The 21,294-nt window shown below is 69.7% G+C and carries 25 protein-coding genes; 21 read left to right on the top strand and 4 right to left on the bottom strand.

The features are described 5' to 3' along the window. Positions 1-9 precede the first annotated feature (9 nt). The 19 genes from ICN82_RS16200 to cysE all read left to right on the top strand — a co-directional run bounded on the left by ICN82_RS16200 (position 10) and on the right by cysE (position 15,577). Entirely contained in the window at positions 10-339 is a 330-nt protein-coding gene (locus ICN82_RS16200; RefSeq protein WP_193184702.1) for a hypothetical protein, read from the top strand. Beyond that, the gene (locus ICN82_RS16195) at positions 275-1,630 is read left to right on the top strand and encodes a DNA-packaging protein (protein WP_193184726.1); all 1,356 of its coding nucleotides are present in this window, start codon (positions 275-277) and stop codon (positions 1,628-1,630) included. Before ICN82_RS16200 ends, ICN82_RS16195 begins: the two co-directional genes overlap by 65 nt. Before the next feature lie 111 nt (positions 1,631-1,741). Continuing rightward, positions 1,742-2,929 carry a phage portal protein gene (locus tag ICN82_RS16190; RefSeq protein ID WP_193184699.1) on the top strand — a complete coding sequence of 396 codons (1,188 nt, stop codon included), beginning with the start codon at positions 1,742-1,744 and terminating at the stop codon, positions 2,927-2,929. After that, positions 2,922-3,182 carry a GTA head formation protein, RCAP_rcc01685 family gene (locus ICN82_RS16185; protein ID WP_330999025.1) on the top strand — a complete coding sequence of 87 codons (261 nt, stop codon included), beginning with the start codon at positions 2,922-2,924 and terminating at the stop codon, positions 3,180-3,182. Before ICN82_RS16190 ends, ICN82_RS16185 begins: the two co-directional genes overlap by 8 nt. Position 3,183: 1 nt before the next feature. After that, positions 3,184-3,756: an HK97 family phage prohead protease gene (locus ICN82_RS16180; RefSeq protein WP_193184696.1), complete on the top strand. Its 573-nt coding sequence runs from the start codon at positions 3,184-3,186 to the stop codon at positions 3,754-3,756. Between the two features lie 30 nt (positions 3,757-3,786). Next, entirely contained in the window at positions 3,787-4,995 is a 1,209-nt protein-coding gene (locus ICN82_RS16175; protein WP_193184693.1) for a phage major capsid protein, read from the top strand. Positions 4,996-5,145: 150 nt separating this feature from the next. Beyond that, entirely contained in the window at positions 5,146-5,745 is a 600-nt protein-coding gene (locus tag ICN82_RS16170) for a head-tail connector protein (RefSeq protein ID WP_193184690.1), read from the top strand. Further along, complete coding sequence (locus ICN82_RS16165; protein WP_193184687.1) at positions 5,742-6,080, top strand: head-tail adaptor protein; 339 nt, start codon at positions 5,742-5,744, stop codon at positions 6,078-6,080. Before ICN82_RS16170 ends, ICN82_RS16165 begins: the two co-directional genes overlap by 4 nt. Next, positions 6,077-6,487: a DUF3168 domain-containing protein gene (locus tag ICN82_RS16160; RefSeq protein ID WP_193184685.1), complete on the top strand. Its 411-nt coding sequence runs from the start codon at positions 6,077-6,079 to the stop codon at positions 6,485-6,487. Before ICN82_RS16165 ends, ICN82_RS16160 begins: the two co-directional genes overlap by 4 nt. A gap of 16 nt (positions 6,488-6,503) precedes the next feature. Next, entirely contained in the window at positions 6,504-6,917 is a 414-nt protein-coding gene (locus ICN82_RS16155; RefSeq protein ID WP_193184683.1) for a phage major tail protein, TP901-1 family, read from the top strand. After that, the gene (locus ICN82_RS16150; protein WP_193184680.1) at positions 6,917-7,243 is read left to right on the top strand and encodes a gene transfer agent family protein; all 327 of its coding nucleotides are present in this window, start codon (positions 6,917-6,919) and stop codon (positions 7,241-7,243) included. The genes ICN82_RS16155 and ICN82_RS16150 overlap by 1 nt, the downstream gene beginning before the upstream one ends. Next, positions 7,240-7,443, top strand: a complete 204-nt coding sequence (locus tag ICN82_RS16145) for a rcc01693 family protein (protein ID WP_193184678.1) — start codon at positions 7,240-7,242, stop codon at positions 7,441-7,443. Before ICN82_RS16150 ends, ICN82_RS16145 begins: the two co-directional genes overlap by 4 nt. Beyond that, positions 7,436-8,095 (top strand): phage tail tape measure protein, encoded by a 660-nt coding sequence (locus tag ICN82_RS16140; protein WP_193184676.1) that lies wholly within the window; start codon positions 7,436-7,438, stop codon positions 8,093-8,095. The genes ICN82_RS16145 and ICN82_RS16140 overlap by 8 nt, the downstream gene beginning before the upstream one ends. 15 nt (positions 8,096-8,110) lie before the next feature. Beyond that, positions 8,111-8,743: a DUF2460 domain-containing protein gene (locus ICN82_RS16135; RefSeq protein ID WP_193184674.1), complete on the top strand. Its 633-nt coding sequence runs from the start codon at positions 8,111-8,113 to the stop codon at positions 8,741-8,743. Beyond that, complete coding sequence (locus ICN82_RS16130) at positions 8,743-9,627, top strand: DUF2163 domain-containing protein (RefSeq protein ID WP_193184672.1); 885 nt, start codon at positions 8,743-8,745, stop codon at positions 9,625-9,627. The genes ICN82_RS16135 and ICN82_RS16130 overlap by 1 nt, the downstream gene beginning before the upstream one ends. Beyond that, positions 9,624-10,070 carry an NlpC/P60 family protein gene (locus ICN82_RS16125; protein WP_193184670.1) on the top strand — a complete coding sequence of 149 codons (447 nt, stop codon included), beginning with the start codon at positions 9,624-9,626 and terminating at the stop codon, positions 10,068-10,070. Before ICN82_RS16130 ends, ICN82_RS16125 begins: the two co-directional genes overlap by 4 nt. Further along, complete coding sequence (locus ICN82_RS16120; protein WP_193184668.1) at positions 10,070-13,990, top strand: baseplate multidomain protein megatron; 3,921 nt, start codon at positions 10,070-10,072, stop codon at positions 13,988-13,990. The genes ICN82_RS16125 and ICN82_RS16120 overlap by 1 nt, the downstream gene beginning before the upstream one ends. After that, on the top strand, positions 13,983-14,693 hold the full coding sequence (locus tag ICN82_RS16115) for a DUF2793 domain-containing protein (protein WP_193184666.1): 711 nt from the start codon (positions 13,983-13,985) through the stop codon (positions 14,691-14,693). The genes ICN82_RS16120 and ICN82_RS16115 overlap by 8 nt, the downstream gene beginning before the upstream one ends. An 83-nt stretch (positions 14,694-14,776) precedes the next feature. Next, complete coding sequence (cysE, locus tag ICN82_RS16110) at positions 14,777-15,577, top strand: serine O-acetyltransferase (RefSeq protein WP_193184664.1); 801 nt, start codon at positions 14,777-14,779, stop codon at positions 15,575-15,577. On the opposite strand, the gene ICN82_RS16105 is transcribed toward cysE, so the two are convergent. Then, complete coding sequence (locus ICN82_RS16105) at positions 15,567-15,884, bottom strand: FtsB family cell division protein (RefSeq protein ID WP_193184662.1); 318 nt, start codon at positions 15,882-15,884, stop codon at positions 15,567-15,569. The two genes, cysE and ICN82_RS16105, sit on opposite strands and share 11 nt — an antisense overlap. Before the next feature lie 109 nt (positions 15,885-15,993). Then, positions 15,994-17,181 (bottom strand): phosphoglycerate kinase, encoded by a 1,188-nt coding sequence (locus tag ICN82_RS16100; protein ID WP_193184660.1) that lies wholly within the window; start codon positions 17,179-17,181, stop codon positions 15,994-15,996. 214 nt (positions 17,182-17,395) lie between these two features. Here ICN82_RS16100 and ICN82_RS16095 point away from each other — a divergent pair, with 214 nt between their 5' ends. Both ICN82_RS16095 and ICN82_RS16090 read left to right on the top strand, forming a co-directional pair. Then, positions 17,396-17,902, top strand: coding sequence for a peptidylprolyl isomerase (locus ICN82_RS16095; protein WP_193184658.1), 507 nt, complete (start codon positions 17,396-17,398; stop codon positions 17,900-17,902). Beyond that, positions 17,895-18,452, top strand: a complete 558-nt coding sequence (locus ICN82_RS16090) for a peptidylprolyl isomerase (protein WP_193184655.1) — start codon at positions 17,895-17,897, stop codon at positions 18,450-18,452. Before ICN82_RS16095 ends, ICN82_RS16090 begins: the two co-directional genes overlap by 8 nt. Positions 18,453-18,493: 41 nt before the next feature. Here the strand turns inward: ICN82_RS16090 and ICN82_RS16085 are convergent, their stop codons facing one another. Then, positions 18,494-18,922, bottom strand: coding sequence for an FKBP-type peptidyl-prolyl cis-trans isomerase (locus ICN82_RS16085; RefSeq protein WP_193184654.1), 429 nt, complete (start codon positions 18,920-18,922; stop codon positions 18,494-18,496). 391 nt (positions 18,923-19,313) lie between these two features. After that, on the bottom strand, positions 19,314-21,134 hold the full coding sequence (locus ICN82_RS16080) for an aminopeptidase P family protein (protein WP_193184651.1): 1,821 nt from the start codon (positions 21,132-21,134) through the stop codon (positions 19,314-19,316). Positions 21,135-21,294: the final 160 nt, after the last annotated feature.

Raw genomic sequence — 21,294 nt, 5'->3', positions numbered from 1 at the left:
TGGTACCCAATGACGTTGATCTGTGCCGAGCAGGATGACGGCGGCGCCGCGGCGATCGTCGCGGATGCCCTTGACAGGTTCGAACGCGCCTCGCGCGCGCTCGACGACATGATCCGGAAACTCGAGGACGGGGAGTGCGGCGAGGCGGCGGAGGCGAGGAAGATCGTCGCCGCGCTCGACGCGGCCTCGGACACGGCCCTGAAAGCGAGGATGAGGCTTGATGAACGAAATAGGCAACGTGCCGGGATCGCGCATGACTTCGCCATCGACTTCGATGCCGCCCGATCTGAGATCGGGCGCCGCCTGGCTTGCCTCCAGCGGGCAGGCGGTGCGGGATGAGTTCCTGGACGGGCTGACGAGGGGAGCGCTTCTGGCGCTCCCTTTCTGTTTCGGCTTCTGGGCGCTGCCGCACCAGCTGCCGCCCGCGGGGGACTGGAAGACCTGGGTGATCCTGGGCGGGCGCGGCGCGGGCAAGACCCGCGCCGGGTCGGAATGGGTGCGTTCGGAGGTGGAGGGCAGCCTGCCGCTGGATCCCGGCCGGTCGCGGCGCGTCGCGCTGGTGGGAGAAACCTTCGACCAGGTGCGCGCGGTGATGATCGAGGGCGACAGCGGGATCCTGGCCTGTTCTCCGCCGGACCGGCGGCCGAGATGGGTGGCAAGCAAGAAGCGGCTGGAATGGCCCAATGGCGCGATTGCGGAGGCGTTCTCGGCGCATGAGCCCGAGGCGCTGCGCGGGCCCCAGTTCGATGCCGCCTGGGTGGACGAGCTGGCGAAGTGGAAGCGGGCGGAGGATGCCTGGGACATGCTGCAATTCAGCCTGCGGCTGGGGCGGACCCCCCGCCAGGTGGTGACGACCACGCCGCGCAATGTCGGCGTGCTGAAACGGATCCTGGACACGCCCTCGACGGTGGTGACCCATGCGCCGACCGAGGCGAACCGTGCCTATCTGGCCGCAAGTTTCCTGGAGGAGGTGCGGGCCCGCTACGGCGGATCGCGGCTGGGACGGCAGGAGCTGGACGGGCTGCTGCTGGAGGATGCCGAGGGCGCGATGTGGACCATGTCGATGCTGGAGGCGCTGGGCGTGGACCGTCCGCCGCAGATGGACCGCGTGGTGGTCGCGGTGGATCCGCCGGTCACCGGGCACGAGGGATCCGACGAATGCGGCATCGTCGTCGTCGGTGCGCGCATCCAGGGGCCGCCGCAGGACTGGCAGGCCTGCGTGCTGGAGGATGCCTCCGTGCGCGGCGCCAGTCCGCAGCTCTGGGCCCAGGCGGCGCTGGATGCCTGTCATCGGCACGGGGCCGACCGCATGGTCGCGGAAATCAACCAGGGCGGCGACCTGGTGGAGAGCGTGATCCGCCAGATCGATCCGCTGGCGCCCTATCGCGGGGTGCGGGCCACGCGGGGCAAGGCGGCCCGGGCCGAGCCTGTCGCCGCGCTGTACGAGCAGGGGCGGGTGCGCCATGCGCGCGGGCTGGCCGCGCTGGAGGACCAGATGTGCCAGATGACGGCGCAGGGCTATCAGGGCAAGGGCAGTCCCGACCGCGTGGATGCGCTGGTCTGGGCCATGACCGACCTGATGATCGAGCCTGCCCGGCGCTGGACCCGCCCGCGGCTGCGGGGGCTGTAACGCTTTGTTAACCCCACCGGGCGGTGGGGTCCCGCGGTCTTAACCTGAATCGAACATTCTCGCTTTTGCCGGTGGAGCCACCGGCGGGACGGAACGAAGGAGATGCGGCCGATGATCTTGGATTTCCTCAGGCGCGATGGCGCGGCGGCCCCGGAACGCAAGGCCTCGGCCGCGGGTCCGCTGATCGCCTGGTCCGGGGCCGGCCGGGTGGCCTGGTCGCCGCGCGATGTCGGATCGCTGACGCGCAATGGCTTCACCGGCAATCCCGTCGGGTTCCGCTGCGTCAAGCTGATCGCCGAGGCGGCTGCCGCCCTGCCGCTGGTGGTGCAGGACGAATGCCGCCGCTACGAGACGCATCCGCTGGGCGGGCTGATGGCCCGGCCCAACCCGGCCCAGGGCCGCGCCGAGTTCCTGGAGGCGCTGTTCGGCCAGATCCTCCTGTCGGGCAACGGATATGTCGAGGCGGTGGGGGCCGAGGCGGGGCTGCCGGTGGAGCTGCACGTGCTGCGCGCCGACCGGATGTCGGTCATTCCCGGTGCCGATGGCTGGCCGGTCGCCTACCAGTATGACGTGAACGGCCGCAAGCTGCGGTTCGACATGACCGGCGGCGCCGCGCCCGTCTGCCATATCCGCAGCTTCCACCCGCAGGACGACCATTACGGGCTGGCGCCGATGCAGGCGGCGGCGGTGGCGGTGGATGTCCACAATGCGGCCTCGAAATGGTCGAAGTCGCTTCTGGACAACGCGGCGCGGCCCTCCGGCGCGCTGGTCTACCGCACGGCGGAGGGGCTGGGCAGCATGTCGGACGACCAGTACCAGCGGCTGGTCGACGAGATGGAGGCCAATTACCAGGGCGCGCGCAATGCCGGGCGGCCGATGCTGCTGGAGGGCGGGCTGGACTGGAAGCCGATGGGGTTCTCGCCCTCGGACATGGAGTTCCGGCAGACCAAGGAGGCGGCGGCGCGGGAGATCGCGCTGGCCTTCGGGGTGCCGCCGATGATCCTGGGGATCCCGGGCGATGCGACCTATGCCAATTACCAGGAGGCCCATCGCGCCTTCTACCGGCTGACGGTGCTGCCGCTGGCGGCGCGGGTGGCGGCGGCGCTGGGGCATTGGCTGGGCGGGCTCGCCGGACACTGCGTGGAGTTGCGGCCGGACCTGGACCAGGTGCCCGCGCTGGCTGCCGAGCGCGAGGCGCAGTGGCGCCGGATCGCGGGGGCGGATTTCCTCACCGGGGCCGAGAAGCGCCGGATGCTGGGCCTTCCTCCGCTGGCGGAGGAGGAGGCCGGGAGTGGCTGAGCCGCTGCGCATGCCCGGCGGGTCGCGGTTCCTCTACGAGCCGTTCCGCTATGGCCCGAAGGAATTCCAGGAGGCGCAGGAGACGATCCTGGAGATGAAGTTCGCGGCCGTGGACATGCGGCTGGAGCGGATCGAGATGCTGATGGAGCGCATGGAACGGCGGTTGTGGCTGACGGTCTATGGCGTGGTGGCGGTGATCCTCACCCATGCGGTGCGGACGCTGCTGATGATGACCCCGACGGGAGGGCCCTGAGATGCAGCCGACAGGACACGGACTGGAACGGAAATTCTGCCGGTTCGACGAGGGCGTCGTGATGACCGACGGCCAGGAGATCGAGGGCTATGCCAGCCTTTTCGGCAGCATCGACCAGGGCGGCGACGTGGTGGCGAAGGGCGCATATGCGGCCAGCCTGCAGCGGCTGGCGGAGACGGGCCGGCGGGTGAAGCTGCTGTGGCAGCATGACCCCGCCCAGCCGATCGGCATCTGGACGGAGGTGCGCGAGGACGCACGCGGGCTCTACGTCAAGGGACGGTTGCTGGCCGAGGTGGAGAAGGGGCGTGAGGCGGCCCGCCTGATCGAGGCGGGGGCGATCGACGGGCTGTCGATCGGCTATCGCACCATCCGCGCCTCCCGCGACGGGGAGGGGCGCCGCGTGCTGAGCGAGCTGGACCTGTGGGAGGTCTCGCTGGTGACGTTCCCGATGCTTCCCGGCGCGCGGCTTGCCCCCCCGGTGGCGGCGAAATCCGAGGAGACCGCCGAGGCGGATCTGCGCGATCTTGCGGGGGTGCTCCGGCAGGCCCGCCATGTGCTGGCCGGACAGTCCTAGGCCGGTGTGTTCACCATCAGAGGAAACCAGATGAGCAATCCCGAGACCATGTCCCGGGCCGGGGCGGATCTGCCCCTGTCCCAGGCCGCGCCCCTGTCTGCGGCAGCCGAGGTGAAGACCGCGCTGACCGGACTGATGCAGGACCTCACGGCATTCCAGGCCGAAATCAAGCAGCAACTCCAATCAACTGACGAGAGACTGACCATGCTGGACCGCAAGACCGCCTTTGCCCGCCGCCCTGCGCTGAGCGCCGCCGTGGATGCACAAGCCCCCCATCAGAAGGCCTTCGACGCCTATCTCCGCTCGGGCGACGAAACGGAGCTGCGCGGGCTGGAGCTGGAGGCGAAGTCGCTGGCCGTCAGTTCCGACGGCGGCTACCTGGTCGATCCCAAGACGTCCGACATGATCCGGTCGACCATGGCCTCGGCCGCCTCGATCCGGTCGATCGCGACGGTGGTGAATGTCGAGGCGAGTTCCTATGACGTCCTGATCGACCGCAACAATGCCGATTTCACCTGGACCACCGAGACCGCGAGCCTGACCGAGACGGCGGCCCCGCAGATCGAGCGGATCAGCATTCCGCTGCACGAGCTGTCGGCCCTGCCCAAGGCGTCGCAGCGGCTGCTGGATGACAGCGCCTTCGATATCGAGGCCTGGCTGGCCGGGCGCAACGCCGACCGTTTCGCCCGGGCCGAGGCGAGCGCCTTCATCATCGGCAACGGCGTGGACAAGCCCAAGGGGTTCCTCCAGCACCAGACCAAGGTGCCGGACGCCGCCTGGAGCTGGGGCAGCATCGGTTTCGTCAAGACCGGGACGGCCGGCGATTTCGACAGCACCGCGCCTGCGGATGCGATCATCGAGCTGGTCTACAGCCTCGGGGCGGAGTACCGCGCGAATGCGACCTTCGTCATGAATTCCAAGACCGCCGGTGCCGTCCGCAAGATGAAGGATGCGGACGGGCGGTTCCTGTGGTCGGACGGGCTGGCGGCCGGCGAGCCCGCGCGGCTGATGGGATATCCCGTGCTGGTGGCCGAGGACATGCCCGACATCTCGGCCAACGCCTTCGCCATCGCCTTCGGGGATTTCGCGGCCGGCTACACGATCGCGGAACGCCCGGACCTGCGCATCCTGCGCGACCCCTTCTCGGCCAAGCCGCATGTGCTGTTCTACGCGACCAAGCGGGTCGGCGGGGATGTTTCGGATTTCGCCGCGATCAAGCTGCTGCGTTTCGCCGCCTGATCGTGATCGGGACGGCAGGCGGCCCCTGCGGGCCGGCTGCCGGGAGCAGTCCCGCCTTCCACCCGTCATCTAGCCTTCCAACCGCACGGGCGGCGGCGGGGGCGGGACGCTCCGAAAGCTGCAAGGGCCTGTCGAGACTGGAGACCGAGCATGAGACTGAAAGAGCAAACCGGCCTGTCCGCGCAGGACCTGCCCCTTGCCGAGTTCCGCGCGCATCTGCGCCTGGGGACGGGCTTCGGCGGGGAGGACCTGCAGGACGCGGTCCTGGAGGCCGCGCTGCGGGCCGCCATCGCCTCGATCGAGGCACGTACCGGCAAGGCGCTGATCGCGCGGACCTTCATATGGCAGGCCTGCGCCTGGCGCGATCCGGGGATGCAGGCGCTTCCCGTGGCCCCGGTGATCTCGCTCTCCTGGATCAAGCTGGTGACGCGTACCGGCGAGGAAGTGGCCGTCGATCCCGAAACCGTGGTCCTCGAGCCCTCGACCCAGCGGCCGGTGCTGCGCTCGGCCTATGGGCGCCTGCCTTCCATTCCGACCCATGGATTTGCGGAGATCGGCTTCGTGGCGGGCTATGCGGAGAGCTGGGCGGCCCTGCCGGGGGACCTGGCGCAGGCGGTGATGATCCTGGCGGCACATTTCTACGAAACCCGCCTGGGCGACAGTTCGGGCGAGGGCGGATTTCCCCGGGGGGTGACGCGGCTGATCGAACGCTACCGGACCGTCCGCATCCTGGGCGGCAGTGCGGCATGACCCCCTCGCAGCTGAGCCGGTTGCTGGTGCTCGAGGCGGTCCGGCGGGTCGAGGACGGGGCAGGCGGGTATGCCGAGACCTGGGAGGCGCTGGGCCGCCACTGGGCCCGCCTGCGTCCCGCCCGGGGCCGGGACAGGGCCCGCGATGCGCTGGCGCTGAGCGGCGTGCCCACCGAGATCGTGCTGCGCGGCGCCCCCGCAGGTGCTGCCGCACGGCCGGTGGCGGGCCAGAGATTTCGCGACGGGACCCGCGCCTGGCGGATCGTGGCCGTCACGGAGGCGGATGCGGCGGGACGCTACCTGCGCTGCGACGCGATCGAGGAGACGGTGCCATGAGCTACGCGATGTCGGCGGCGCTTCAATCCGCGGTCTACGCGGCATTGCGCGAGGACGGGGCGCTTGCCGCGCTGGTCGGCGACCGGGTCTTCGACGCCGCCCCGCCCGGAGAGCCGCCCGAGCTTTATGTCGCGCTGGGCGCGGAGGAGGCGCGGGCGCGGGGCGACAGTTCAGGCGGCGTGACCGAACACCGTCTGGCGATCGGGGTGAGCGGCACGGTCGCGGGGTTCGCGGCGCTGAAGGCTGCCGCCGGCGCGGTGTCGGACCGGCTGGATGGCGGCGACCTGGCGCTGTCTCGCGGTCGGCTCGTGTCGATGCGCTTCGAGCGGGCCCGGGCGCGGCGGATATCGGGCAATCGCGGCCGGCGGATCGACCTTTGGTTCCGCGCGGTGGTCGAGGACAGCTAAGCAACGGAGAGAGGCCATGGCGGCTCAGAACGGAAAAGACCTGCTGATCAAGGTGGACATGGACGGGGCGCGCAGCTTCGAGACCATGGCCGGGCTCAGGGCGACGCGGATCAGCTTCAACGCCCAGCAGGTCGACGTGACCTCCCTGGAAAGTACCGGCGGCTGGCGCGAATTGCTGGCCGGGGCGGGGATGAAATCCGCCAGCCTCTCGGGTTCGGGCGTGTTCCGCGACCAGGGCACGGACGAACGGGCGCGCGCGATGTTCTTCGCCGGAGAGATCCCTGTCTTCCAGATCGTCATCCCCGGTTTCGGGGTGGTCGAGGGACCGTTCCAGATCAGCGCGATCGAATATGCGGGCAGCCATGACGGCGAGGCGACCTATGAAGTGTCCATGGCCTCGGCCGGGGCGCTGGATTTCACGGCGCTGTGATGGCCAATCCGTATTCCGGAGAGGTGCGGCTGGTGCTGGATGGCAGGCCGCATGTGCTGAAGCTGACGCTGGGCGCGCTGGCGGAGCTGGAGGCCTCGCTGGGCACGGACAGCCTGCCGGCCATGGTCGAGAGGTTCGAAACCGCGGCCTATTCGGGCCGCGACGTGCTGGCGCTGATCGTGGCGGGGCTGCGCGGCGGCGGCTGGCGGGGCGAGGCGGGAGACCTGCTGAGCGTGGAGATCGAGGGCGGACCGGTGGCGGCGGCGCGTGCGGCCGCGCTGTTGCTGGCACGGGCCTTCGCCGTGCCCGGCGGCGCGGCGGCATGAGCGGGCTGGACTGGCCGGGGCTGATGCGCGCGGGCCTGTGCGAGCTGCGGCTGCGACCGCGCGATTTCTGGGCGCTGACCCCGGCCGAGCTGGAGCTGATGCTGGGGCGCGACGCGGCCATGCCCACGATGAACCGGGCGGGGCTGGAGGCGCTGGCACGCCGCTTTCCGGACAGGATGAAGGAGGCAGGAGATGACTGACGTGAACGGGCTGGACGATTTCGCCGAGCAGGTGGGCGCGCTGGAGGAAAGTCTGGCCGGAACCCAGGTCGTGGCATCGGCCTTCGCCGGAGAGCTGGAGCAGATGCGCGCCACGATCGTCGATACCTCGCGGCAGGTCTCGACCCTGTCGGGCGGGATCAGCCGGGGGCTGCGCTCTGCCTTCGACGGGATGATCTTCGACGGGATGCGGGTGCAGGACGCGTTTTCCCGCATTGGGGAGTCCATGGTCAACGCGGCTTATTCCTCGGCCGTGAACCCGGTGATGAAGCATTTCGGCGGCATGCTGGGCAGCGGCGTCTCGGCGGTGATGTCGGGAATGCTGCCCTTCGCGAAAGGGGGCAGCTTCGCCCAGGGGCGGGTGATGCCCTTTGCCCGGGGCGGCGTGGTCAGTTCGCCCACGGCCTTTCCGATGCGCGGCGGCACCGGGCTGATGGGCGAGGCGGGACCGGAGGCGATCATGCCGCTGAGCCGCGGGCCGGATGGGTCGCTGGGGGTGCGCGCACAGGGCGGCGCGCCGGTGAATGTGGTCATGCATGTCACGACCGCGGATGCCGAGAGCTTCCGCCGCAGCCAGGGCCAGATCGCCGCGCAGATGGGCCGAGCCCTGGCGCGCGGCCAGCGCAACCGCTGAGAGCAGGAGAAGGCGATGGCATTCCACGAAATCAGGTTTCCCGCCTCGCTGAGCTTCGGCTCGGCCGGCGGGCCGGAGCGGCGCACCGCGATCGTGACGCTGGCCAATGGCTACGAGGAACGCAACACCCCCTGGGCGCATTCGCGCCGCCGCTACGATGCGGGGCTGGGCATGCGGTCCCTGGACGACATCGAGACCCTGATCGCCTTCTTCGAGGCGCGGCAGGGCCAGCTTTACGGGTTCCGCTGGAAGGACTGGGCCGATTACCGCAGCGGCGCGCCCTCTGCGGAGGTGGCCCCGGGCGATCAGCTTGTCGGGACGGGCGATGGCGAGACGCGGGTCTTCCAGCTGGCAAAGCGCTATGCCTCGGGCGCGCAGAGCTATTCGCGGCCCATCGTCAAGCCGGTCGCGGAGACGGTCGCGGTGGCCGTGGACGGCGCGGTGCTGTCCGACGGGGACGCCTATGTGCTGGATCCGACCACCGGACAGGTGGTCCTCGCCGATCCCCCCGCCATCGGGGCGGAGGTCACTGCCGGGTTCGAATTCGATGTCCCGGTGCGGTTCGATACGGATCGCATCGTCACCTCGGTCGCCAGTTTCCAGGCCGGTGACGTTCCGAATGTCCCTGTCGTGGAGCTGCGGATCTGATGCCTGTCACCGGAGATTTCCTGACTCACCTGGCCGGGGGCCATACCACGATCTGCCGCGCCTGGCAGCTCACCCGGCAGGACGGTGCTGTCTTCGGATTCACCGATCACGACCGCGACCTTGCCTTCGGCGGGACGGTGTTCCGCGCGGGGACCGGCCTGAGCGCCGATGCCCTGTCGCAGACGACCGGGCTGGCGGTGGATAACAGCGAGGCTTCCGGGGTGCTCAGCGACAGCGCGGTGTCCGAGGCCGAGCTGCATGCCGGGCTGTTCGACGGGGCGGCGGTGACCAGCTGGATCGTCAACTGGACGGACCCGACGCAGCGGGCTGTGCAGTTCCGCGGCAGCCTGGGCGAGCTGCGCATGGAGGCGGGTGCCTTCCGTGCCGAGCTGCGCGGCCTGACCGAGGCGCTGAACCGGAGCCAGGGCCGGCTGTTCCAGCGCGGCTGTTCGGCCCGGCTGGGCGACGGGCATTGCGGCATCGACGTGACGGGACCGGATTACAGCGTGGAGACGGCGATCGCGGCCATGACCGGGCGCAGCCGCCTGCAGCTCCCCCCCTTGGGCCGGTATGCGGATCATTGGTTCGAGCAGGGACGGCTGGAGGTGCTGGACGGGGCGGCGGCGGGATTGTCGGGCCATGTCAAATCCGACCGGAGCGGCCCGGCGCGCCTGGTGGAGCTGTGGCAGGAGATCCGCGGCGGGCTGGCGGCGGGGGACCGCGTGCGACTGGTGGCAGGCTGCGACAAGCGCGCCGAGACATGTCGGGTGAAGTTCGCGAACTTCCTGAATTTCCGCGGTTTTCCGCATGTCCCGGGGGAGGATTGGCTGATGAGCTATCCCGCCCGCAGCGGAGGCAATGATGGCGGGAGCCGCTACCGATGAGCGCGCCGTCCCGCGATGTTGTCGACCTGGCCCGCGGCTGGATCGGCACGCCCTACCGCCATCAATGCGCCACGCGCCAGGCGGGAACGGATTGTCTGGGCCTGATCCGCGGGCTGTGGCGCGAGCTGCACGGCGCGGAGCCCGAGCCGGTGCCGGGCTATTCCCCCGACTGGGGAGAGCCGCAGGGCGCGGAACTGCTGTGGGAGGCGGCGGCGCGGCACCTTCGCCCCTTGCCGCAGGGGCGGCCGGAGCATGGCGATGTGCTGCTGTTCCGGATGCGCAGCGGCACGGTGGCCAAGCATCTGGGCATCGCCGCGCGGCGGGGATCCATGCCGACGGTGATCCATGCCTATTCGGGCCACGGGGTGATCGAGACGCCCCTGACGCAACCCTGGAGCCGCCGCATCGTGGCGCGGTTCCGTTTTCCTGACGAGGTGAAGTGATGGCGACAATCGTCCTGGGAGCGGTGGGCGCGGCGGCCGGTGCCTCCATCGGAGGATCGGTCCTCGGCCTGTCGGCGGCGGTGATCGGCCGGGCTGCGGGGGCTGTCGCGGGGCACCTGATCGATCAGCGGCTGCTCGGGGCCGGGTCGCAGGCCGTGGAGACCGGCCGGCTGGACCGGTTGCGCCTGACCTCCGCCTCCGAGGGGACCGCGATCCAGCAGGTCTATGGGCGGATGCGGGTGCCGGGACAGGTCATCTGGTCGACGCGTTTCAAGGAGCGCAGGCAGACCAAGAAATCCGGCGGCGGCAAGGGGGGGGCGCCCGCCACCAGCGTGACCAGCTACAGCTATTCCATCAGCCTGGCCATCGCGCTGTGCGAGGGCGAGATCGCGGGGATCGACCGGATCTGGGCCGATGGCAAGGAGATCGGCCGCAACAAGCTGGACATGGCGGTCTATCCGGGGTCCCAGAGCCAGGATCCCGACCCCAAGATCGTCGCTGTCGAGGGGCTGGAGAATGCGCCTGCCTATCGCGGGGTGGCCTATGTGGTGATCTCTGATCTCGAGCTGGGCCCTTTCGGCAACCGGGTCCCGCAGTTCAGCTTCGAGGTGCTGCGCCCGGCGCAGCAGCACAGCGAGGGCGAGGTGGCCTCGATGAACCGCGCGATCCGCGGCGTTGCGCTGATGCCGGGCAGCGGCGAATACACGCTGGCGACCGACGTGGTGCATTACGACAAGGGCATCGGCCGCGCGGTGCCCGGCAATCGCAACACTCCCTCCGGCAAGTCGGATTTCCTGATCTCGATGGACCAGCTCGAGGCCGAGCTGCCCAATTGCGGATCGGCGCTGCTGGTGGCGTCCTGGTTCGGGGACGACCTGCGTTGCGACCGCTGCGAGCTGCGCCCGAAGGTGGAACAGAAACGCGTCGGGGCAAGCCGCATGCCCTGGGAAGTGTCCGGGCTGGACCGGCTGGCCGCGCAGGAGGTGCCGCTTCACGACGGCCGGCCGGTCTATGGCGGGACGCCCGCGGACCGGTCGGTCATGCAGGCCATCGCCGAACTGAAGCGGCGCGGCAAGCGGGTGGTGTTCTATCCCTTCATCCTGATGGAGCAGATGGCGGGCAACGGCCTGGTCAATCCCTGGTGGGGCGGACCCGAGCAGCCGCCGCTGCCCTGGCGCGGACGCATCACCGGATCCCTGGCTCCGGGCGTGGCGGGCAGCCCGGACGGCAGCGCGGCGGCGGCGGAGGAGGTGGCGGCGTTCTTCGGCACGGCGGCGCCTTCCGACTTCGCTGCGGGCGGCGGCACGGTGGCCTATTCCGGTCCGGCCGAGTGGAGCTATCGCCGGTTCATCCTGCATTACGCGCATCTGTGCAAGGCCGCGGGGGGGATCGACGCCTTTGTCATAGGGTCGGAGATGCGCGGCCTGACCCAGCTGCGCGGCGCGGATCACCGCTTTCCCGCGGTGGAGCAGTTCTGCCAGCTGGCGGAAGATGTGCGCCAGGTGCTGGGGACGGGCACGAAACTGGGCTATGCCGCCGACTGGTCGGAGTATTTCGGGTATTCCTCGCCGGACGGGAACCGCTATTTCCACCTCGACCCGCTCTGGGCGCATCCGGATATCGATTTCATCGGCATCGACAACTACATGCCGCTTTCGGACTGGCGCGACAGCGCGGATCATGCCGACGCGCATTGGCACAGCATCCACGATATCGGCTATCTGCAGGCCAATATCGAAGGCGGCGAGGGCTATGACTGGTACTATGCGGACGCGGCGGGCCGCGATGCGCAGGACCGCCTGCCAATCACCGACGGCGCCCATAACGAGCCCTGGATCTGGCGCTACAAGGACATCCGGGCCTGGTGGTCGCTGGCGCATCACGAGCGGATCGGCGGCGTGCGGCAGGCCCAGCCCACCGCCTGGGTGCCGCAGTCCAAACCGGTCTGGTTCACCGAATTCGGCTGTGCCGCGATCGACAAGGGCACGAACGAGCCCAACAAGTTCCTCGATCCGAAATCCTCGGAGTCGGACATTCCGCATTACTCGACCGGCGCGCGCGACGACCTGATCCAGATGCAGTATCTCCGCGCGGTGCAGGATTACTGGGAACAGGCGGAAAACAATCCCGTCTCGGCGGTCTATGGCGGCCCGATGATCGACATGTCCATGGCGCATGTCTGGGCCTGGGATGCACGGCCCTATCCCTATTTTCCCGGTCGGATGGATGTCTGGGGCGACGGCGGCAACTATACCCGCGGGCATTGGGTGAACGGGCGTACCAGCGGACGCGACCTGGCCGAAGTCGTGCGCGAGATCTGCGCGCGTTCGGGCGTGACGGGCATCGGCACCCAGGCGTTGCGCGGCTATGTCCGGGGATATGCGGTGACCTCGGTCGACGGGGCGCGCGCCGCGCTGCAGCCGCTGATGCTGGCGCATGGCTTCGACGCGGTGGAGCGCGACGGCACCCTGTCCTTCCGCAGCCGCACCGGGCGGCCGGACCTGGTGCTGCCCGAGGGCGCGCTGGCGGAGCATCCCGAGCAGGAGGGCGACCTGGTGCAGGTGCGCCAGTCGGGGGCCGAGCTTGCCGGGCGGGTGCAGATCGCGCATCTGGCGGCGGACGCGGCCTACGAGGCCCGCAGCAGCGGCGCGGCGCATCCCGGGGACGACCCGCAATCGCTGAGCGTCTCGGAACTGAACATGGCGCTGACCTTCGGCGAGGCGCAGCGCATGGCGGAACGCTGGCTGAGCGAGGCGCGGGTCAGCCGCGACACGGTCAGCTTCGCGCTGCCGCCGTCCTACATCAACGTGACGGCGGGCGATGTCGTCGAGATCGCGGAAGCGGCAGGACCCGCGCTCTACCGCATCGACCGGATCGAGGATTTCGGCATTCGCCTGGTGGAGGCCGTCCGGGTGGAGCCGGGCGTGTACATTCCCGGTGGCGGCTACGAGGAGGGGGATCCGCTGGCCGTCCCGCCGCCTTCGGCACTGCCTTTCCCGGTCTTCCTCGATCTGCCGCTGCTGACAGGCGCCGAAGATCCTTATGCGCCCCATCTTGCCGTGGCGGCCGATCCCTGGCCGGGCGAGGTGGCGGTGCTGTCCTCGGGCAGCGACGGCAATTACGGCCTGAACGCGGTGATCGGCGAAACTGCCACGCTGGGGGTCACGCTGTCGCCGCTGAAGCGGGCGCGGCCGGGACTGATCGACCGCGGCGATCCGCTGACCATCGACCTGGCGGCGGGCGTGCTGTCGGGAACGGACTGGGCGTCGCTGCTCAACGGGGCGAATGCGCTGGCCATCGGCGACGGGCAGGGCGGCGCCTGGGAGATCTTCCAGTTCCTCGATCACGAGCTGGACGAGAACGGCCGGGCGGTGATCCGCAACCGGCTGCGCGGGCAGCAGGGAACCGATGCGTTCATTCCCGATGCCTGGCCCGCGGGAAGCCTGGTGGTGCTGCTGGATGCGGCATTGCTGCAGCCGACGGTTCCGGCCATCCGGGGACTGGCGCGCCACTATCGCATCGGCGCGGCGGAGGCGCCGCAGCACGGCCCCGACTACCTGCACATCGTCCATGCCGCGGATGCCGCCGGGCTGAGACCCTGGGCGCCGGTGCGGCTGGAATACCGGGTCCTGGGCGGGGGCGCGCATCGCTTCAGCTGGCTCCGGCGGGCCCGGGTGGGGGGCGAGGACTGGTCGCTGCCCGAGGTGCCGCTGTCCGAGGCGCGGGAACTTTACCGGGTGACGGTCCGCACCGCAGACGGTGCCCTCCTGCGGGAGGCGGAGACGGGCAATCCGCAATTCGACTACTCCGAGTCCCAGCGCGCCGCGGATGGCGCGGATGGCGGCTATGTCCTGGAGGTGGCCCAGGTCTCGGAGCTTTACGGTCCGGGTCCAGCGAGAAGGATAGAGGTCAATGTCTAACACCGCCAATCTGATGCTGCCGCTGCTGGCGCAGTCGCAGGCGCAGAAGCATGTCGCCGTCAACGAATCGCTGGCCATCCTCGACGCGGTGACCCAGCTGACCGTCGAGTCGATCACCCGCAGGGATCCGCCCACGGCCCCTGTCGAGGGGGAGGCCTATGCGCTGCCGCCCGGGCCGTCGGGGGCCTGGTCCTTCAAGAAGGGAAAGCTTGCCGTCTTCGTCAATGGCGGCTGGGCCTTCATCGATCCGCGGGCGGGCTGGCGCGCCTTCGTGCGGGACGAGGCACGCCATTATCTGCATGACGGCACCGGCTGGCTGGCCGATGCGGTGACGGCGACGCCCTCCGGCGCGGCGACGGGGCTGGAGGTGATCGAGTTCGAACAGGCGATCGGCACGGGCACGGCGGTGAACACGGCCACCCGGATCCCCGCCTATACCACGGTGCTGGGCGTGACCGCACGCGTGGTGACGGCGCTTGGCGGATCCCTCTCCAGCTGGCAGCTGGGCGTGGCGGAGAGCCGGGGGCGCTATGGCAGCCTGCTGCGCAAGGGAAGCAACAGCTTCGCCTACGGGCTGACGGGCATGCCGATCACCTATTACCAGGATACGCCCCTGCGGATCTCGGCCGTCGGCGGAACCTTCAACGGCGGCCGGATCCGCATCGCGATCCACCTGCGCCATCTTGCCGTGGCGCGATCGTGAGGCGCTGAAACACCACGCCTGCGAATTCCGGTTTGTCCTGCCCCTCCGATGCGCCTATCTTGCGGTCCATTGGAGGGAAGCCCATGCCCGAAGCGAAGATGTCCGTTGCTGCGTTCGACCCGGTCTGGTCGGGAATCGTCGAGGAGGCCGAGGCGGCGCTTTGCGAGGAGCCGAGCCTCGGCGGGTTCTTCCATACCAGCGTGCTGCATCACCGGTCGCTGGAATCGGCGCTGGCTGCGCGGGTGGCGACCAAGATGGCCTCGGCCGACCTGTCCGAACCGATCCTGCGCGATCTGGCCGAGCGCGCCTATGACAGCGCGCCCTCGCTGGGCCGTGCCGCGCGCGCCGATCTGATGGCGGTGCATGAACGCGATCCTGCCTGCCACCGGCTGTTGCAGGCCTTCCTGTATTTCAAGGGCTTCCAGATCCTCCAAGCCTATCGCGTGGCGCATTGGCTGTGGACCCACGAGCGCCGCGACCTGGCCTATTACCTGCAGATGCGCATGTCCGAACTCTACAGCGCGGATATCCACCCGGCTGCGCGGATCGGGCAGGGGATCATGATGGATCATGCCCATTCGATCGTCATCGGCGAGACCGCCCAGGTGGGCGACAATGTCTCGATGCTGCATGGCGTGACGCTGGGCGGCACCGGCAAGGAGGATGGCGACCGTCATCCCAAGATCGGCAATGGCGTGCTGATCGGGGCCGGGGCGAAGGTGCTGGGCAATATCAGCGTCGGCAACTGCTCGCGCATCGCGGCGGGGTCTGTCGTGCTTCACGACGTGCCGCGCGGCAAGACGGTCGCGGGCGTCCCCGCGAAGATCGTCGGCGAGGCCGGGTGCGATCAGCCCTCGGTCAAGATGGACCAGGTCATCGGCTGACGGAGCTTTCCCGGATCACCAGTTCGTCCGAGCGCATCATCCCCAGGACGGACCGTGCCTGTTCGTCCAGAAGGTCCAGGTCCAGGTAGTCGTCGGACATGCGCAGCGTCTTGTTGGAAAGCTGCGCGATCTGCTGTTCCAGCGCGGCCTTCTCGGCCTCCAGGTCCTTCAGCTGCGCATCGATCACCAGCCGTTCGATCACGCCCAGGTCGCCGCGCACCGCCGCATAGGCGAAATAGCACGACAGCAGCGTCGCGATGCACAGGTAGAGCAGGAAGGTGGCGGACGGTCTGGAGCTGCGCTGCATCTTGGCCTCGTGTTTTTTCCGACTATGCCACAGGGATGCGGGCGCGGGAATCCCGAGTTTCGCGGGAAAGGCACCGCCGGGCCGCGCAGGGCACGCCCGGCGGCAGGTCTCAGCCGAGCGCCGCGACGCCGGGCAGGGTCTTGCCTTCCATCCATTCCAGGAAGGCGCCGCCCGCGGTGGAGATGTAGGTGAACTTCTCCGCCGCGCCGGATTTGTTCAGTGCCGCCACGGTATCGCCGCCTCCCGCCACGGAGGTCAGTTTGCCTTCCGCCGACAGCGCCGCCGCATATTCGGCAGTGGCATTGGTCGCGGCATCGAAGGGCTCGATCTCGAAGGCGCCCAGCGGGCCGTTCCAGATCAGGGTCTTCGCCCCGTCCAGCGCCTGCTTGATCGCGGCGACGGCCTCGGGCCCGGCATCGAGGATCATCGCATCGGCCGGGCAGGCGGTTGCGGGCACGGTTTCATTCGCGGCGCCCGCCTTGAATTCGCGCGCCACGACGACATCGGCGGGCAGCAGGATGCGGCACCCGGCCTTCTGGGCCTTCTCCATGATCTCGCGCGCGGTTCCCGCCATGTCGGCCTCGGCCAGCGACTTGCCGATCTCGGTCCCTTGCGCGACGAGGAAGGTATTGGCCATGCCGCCGCCGATCACCAGCGCATCGACCTTCTCGACCAGGTTGCCCAGCAGGTCGAGCTTGGTCGAGACCTTGGCGCCGCCCACCACGGCCACGACCGGGCGTTCCGGCGTGCCGAGCGCGGCGTCCAGCGCCTCCAGCTCCGCCTGCATGCAGCGTCCGGCGCAGGAGGGCAGCAGGCGCGCCAGTCCCTCGGTGGAGGCATGGGCGCGATGCGCGGCCGAGAAGGCGTCGTTGCAATAGACTTCGCCGAGCGCGGCCAGGGAGGCGGCGAAGGCCGGGTCGTTCTTTTCCTCGCCGGCGTGGAACCGCGTGTTCTCCAGCATCAGCACTTCGCCGGGTTCGAGCGCGGCGACCGCGCTCTTGGCGGGTCCGCCGATGCAGTCGGCGGCGAATTTCACCGGCGCCCCGAAGATCTCCGACAGGGCGGGGACCAGCACCTCCAGCGACATCTCGGGCACGACCTGGCCCTTGGGGCGGCCGAAATGCGCCAGCAGGACCGGGCGGCCGCCCTTGGCGAGGATATCGGCGATGGTCGGGGCGATGCGTTCGATCCGCGTGGCGTCGGTCACCTTGCCGTCGGCGACGGGGACGTTGATATCGACACGGGTCAGGACCGTCTTGCCCGAGAGGTCCATGTCGTCGAGGGATTTCCAGGCCACGTGCATACTCCTGACTGGGTTGTTGCGCGCAGTGGTGGCGTTTCGGCGCGGGGGCGTCAACCGGGGCGGGACAGGTTTTGCCGTTTTGCGACGCTTGGCCCCAAGCCCTGCGACCGGGGCCGGCCGCCGATCCGGCCCTGGGGGCGATGCGCAGGTTTGCATTCCCCCCGGCCTGGTTCTAGTGTCCGCCCGACCCGTTACGAGAGGACCTACCATGGCCGAGATCAAGGATCCGGAAAACACCATCATCATCGAGCTGAAGGACGGCCCGGTGGTCATCGAGCTGCTGGCCGATGTCGCCCCCAAGCATGCCGAGCGGATGAAGGAACTGGCCCGCGCCGGAAAATACGACAATGTCTGCTTTCACCGGGTGATCGACGGCTTCATGGCGCAGACCGGCGATGTCGAGCACGGCGACATGGAAGACGGCTTCAACATCCGCCGCGCGGGCACCGGCGGCTCGGACCTGCCCGACCTGCCCGCGGAGTTCTCCAAGCTGCCCCATGACCGCGGCACGCTGGGCGCGGCGCGGTCTGCCAACCCGAATTCCGCGAATTCGCAGTTCTTCATCAATTTCGCCGACAACCATTTCCTCAACGGCCAGTACACGGTCTATGGCCGCGTCCTGTCGGGGATGGAGCATGTCGACAAGATCGTCCGCGGCGAGCCGCCGGCAAGCCCCGACCGCATGGTCTCGGTGAAGGTGGCCGCGGATGCGTAACCTCCTGGGGGCCCTGGCCATCGTCGCGGCAGGCCCGGCACTGGCCACCGGCCTGGACATCGAGGTCGCGGGCGAGGCCTCGGGCGTGATCCATATCGACCTGTTCGAGGATGTCGCGCCGCAGCACGTGGCGCAGATCACCAGGCTGGCCGAGGAGGGCGCCTATGACGGCGTCGTCTTCCACCGGGTGATCGACGGCTTCATGGCGCAGACCGGCGATGTCCGCTTCGGCGATTCCAGCGACAGCGCCTTCGACATGCGCCGCGCCGGGACCGGCGGCTCGGAAGAGCCCGACCTGAAGGCCGAGTTCTCGGACCGTCCCTTCGATCGCGGGACGGTCGGCATGGCGCGCGCCTCGGATCCCGACAGCGCCAACAGCCAGTTCTTCATCATGTTCGCCCCGGCAGGCCATCTGAATGGCCAGTATACCGTCGTGGGCGAGGTGACCGAAGGCATGGACGTGGTCGATGCGATCAAGCGCGGCACCGGCCGCAACGGTGCGGTCGAGGGCGAGCCCGACCGCATGGTGAAAGTCACCGTCACCGAGTGACGGCAGACCGCCGGGCCCTGCGGGGCCCGGCGGTGCGCGTCTCAGGCGATCGCCACCAGTTCCACGTCGAAGGTCAGGTCCTTGCCCGCCAGGGGATGGTTGGCATCCAGCACCACCTCGGTTTCGGTGACATCGGCGACCACCACGGCCATGGTCTGGCCGTCCTGGGTCTGCACCTGAAGCTGGGTGCCCGGATCGGTCGGGATGTGGTCGGGGATGTTGGCGCGGTCCACGGCCTGCATCCGCTCGGGGTGATGGTCGCCATAGGCCTCGGCCGCCTCTACGCGCACGGTGCGCTTCTCGCCGACTTCCATGCCGGTCACGCCCGCTTCCAGCCCGGGGATGATCTGGCCCGCGCCCAGCTCGAAGGACAGCGGGTCGCGGCCTTCGGAACTGTCGAAGACCGAACCGTCATCCAGCGAGCCCTTGTAGTGAAGATGCAGGGTGTCGCCCGGCTTTGCCTGGGTCATGATGATGTTCCTTTCGGGGGGAGAGGGTGAATTTTCCGGGGCCGCCAGCGAAAGCGGGTTGCCCGGTTGCTCGTCCCCCAAGCTGGCAATTCCCGCCCCGGATGTAAACCGGTCTGCGGCAAACTGGCCCGGTGACGGGGCGTGAGCGGCGCGGGAAGGGCCGGACCGAGAGGGCAGGCGGCGCCCCCATGCGCGCTTTGCCGGGGACGGGGCCTTCTCGGGGCGGGATGCCATGTCGTCCCTGGCGGCCGCCTCGGACAGGATGCGTCCCCGCGCGGGGTCCGCCGCGGGCGCGTCGCGGCCGGGGGGATGGACCGTTCCGCTCCGGGCGTTTCCGGGGCGGCCGGGATGAGGGGCCGGGGCCCGCTCATCCCGGCCCCGGGCGCTTGCGTCACAGCGGTTCGGTCACCCGTTCCAGCCAGGCCGAGGCCTCGCGGCTGACCAGCGACGCCAGACGGTCGCAGGTTGAGGCGTGATAGGCGTTGATCCAGCGGCGTTCGCTTTCGGTCAGCATCTCGGCCACGATCATGCGCCGGTCGAAGGGCACGTAGGTCAGCGTCTCGAAACACAGCATCGCGCGGTCGGCATCCCCCCCGTCGAGCGCGGGGGCCGGGGTCACGGCGATCAGGTTCTCCAGCCGGATGCCGAAGGCGCCGTCGCGGTAATAGCCGGGCTCGTTCGACAGGATCATCCCCGGTTTCAGCACTTCCTGGCTGGCGCGCGAGATCCGCTGGGGTCCCTCATGCACCGACAGGTACTGCCCGACGCCATGGCCGGTGCCGTGGTTGAAATCCTGCCCGGCCTGCCACAGCGGCATCCGCGCCAGCGCGTCGAGGTCGCGCCCGGCAATGCCGTCGGGAAAGCGCGCCAGCGAGATCGCGATCAGCCCGCGCAGCACGCGGGTATAGCAGATCCGCGCCTCCTCGGTGGCCTGGCCCACGGCCATGGTGCGGGTGATGTCGGTCGTGCCGTCCAGGTACTGCCCGCCGCTATCGACCAGCACCAGTTCCCCCGGTGCGAGGGCGCGGTTGCTGTCCTCGGTGACGCGGTAATGCATGATCGCGCCGTTGGGCCCGGCGCCGCAGATCGTGTCGAAGGCGATGTCGCGCAGCTCGCCCGTGGCGCGGCGGCAGTCCTCCAGCCGGGTGACGACGTCGATCTCGGTCAGGCCGGGCCCGCCGCGCGCCAGCTCGTCGGTGCGCTTTTCCAGCCAGGCGAGGAACTCGACCACGGCGGCGGCATCGCGGGCATGGGCGCGGCGCGCGGCGGCCAGCTCGGTCTCCGACTTGCAGGCCTTGGGCAGAAGGCAGGGCTCGCGCCCCGGGACGATCTCGGCCCCCGCCGCCACCAGCGCGGCATGGACGGCGACCGGCACGCTTGTCTTGTCGATGCGCACCCGGCCGGCGAGCCGGGCCAGCGCGGGCCCGAATTCGGCGGGCGGATGGATGCGCACCTCGGGGCCCAGGTGGTTGCCGAGCCCGGCCAGCTTGGCGGGCTCCATGAACAGCTCGACCGATCCGTCGGATTGCAGCAGCGCGAAACCATGCGCCACCGGCACCCGCGGGATGTCGCCGCCGCGGATGTTCAGCAGCCAGTTGATCCCGTCGGGCTGGGTCAGCACGGCGCTGTCCTCGCCTGCCTCGCGCAGCGCGGCGGCCAGCGCCGCGCGCTTCCCGGCGGCGCTCTGCCCGGCAAGGTCGTCGGGATAGGCGGTGGCCGGTTCCATCGGCGGCGGCGGCTGATCCTGCCACAGCCGGTCCACCGGGCTCGGCGTCTCGACCAGCGTGACGGAGGTGCCCGACAGGGCGGCGCGCAGCGTCTCGATTTCCTGCACGGTATGCAGCCAGGGGTCGAAGCCGATCTGCGCCGCGCCCGCCAGCTGTTCCTTCAGCCAGTCGGCGGGCAGGGTTTCGGGCCAGTGGACGGGGGTATAGGCCGCCGGATCGCATTGCACCCGCGCCTGCAGCCGGTAGCGCCCGTCGACGAAGATCCCGGCAATGCCCGGCAGGACGATGACGAAGCCGGCCGAACCGGTGAAGCCCGTCAGCCAGGCCAGGCGGTCGTCATGCGCGGCGACATATTCGCCCTGATGGGCATCGGCGCGCGGCACGATGAACCCGTCGAGCCCCTCTTCGGCCAGGGCGGCGCGGAAGGCGGCAAGCCGCGGCGGTCCCTGCTCGGGACGCGCGGCGGAGGTGAAGCTCTGGAACACGGGCGGTCCCCCTCTGACTGGTGACGCCACCGGCCTAGCGCGTGACGGGGGCCGGTGCAACGGCGGCGCTGGATCAGGATGCCGCATGGGGCGCGGGCCGGACGGCCGCTCCGCCCGGAACCCGGCGGTTCCGCCCACCCGCCACATGCCGCCTGCCATT

It is taken from the genome of Mangrovicoccus algicola (genome assembly GCF_014903745.1).
In the GTDB taxonomy this organism is placed as follows: domain Bacteria; phylum Pseudomonadota; class Alphaproteobacteria; order Rhodobacterales; family Rhodobacteraceae; genus Mangrovicoccus; species Mangrovicoccus algicola.
Note: the sequence above shows the minus strand (reverse complement) of the source record. Positions and strands in the feature narration are given on the sequence as shown.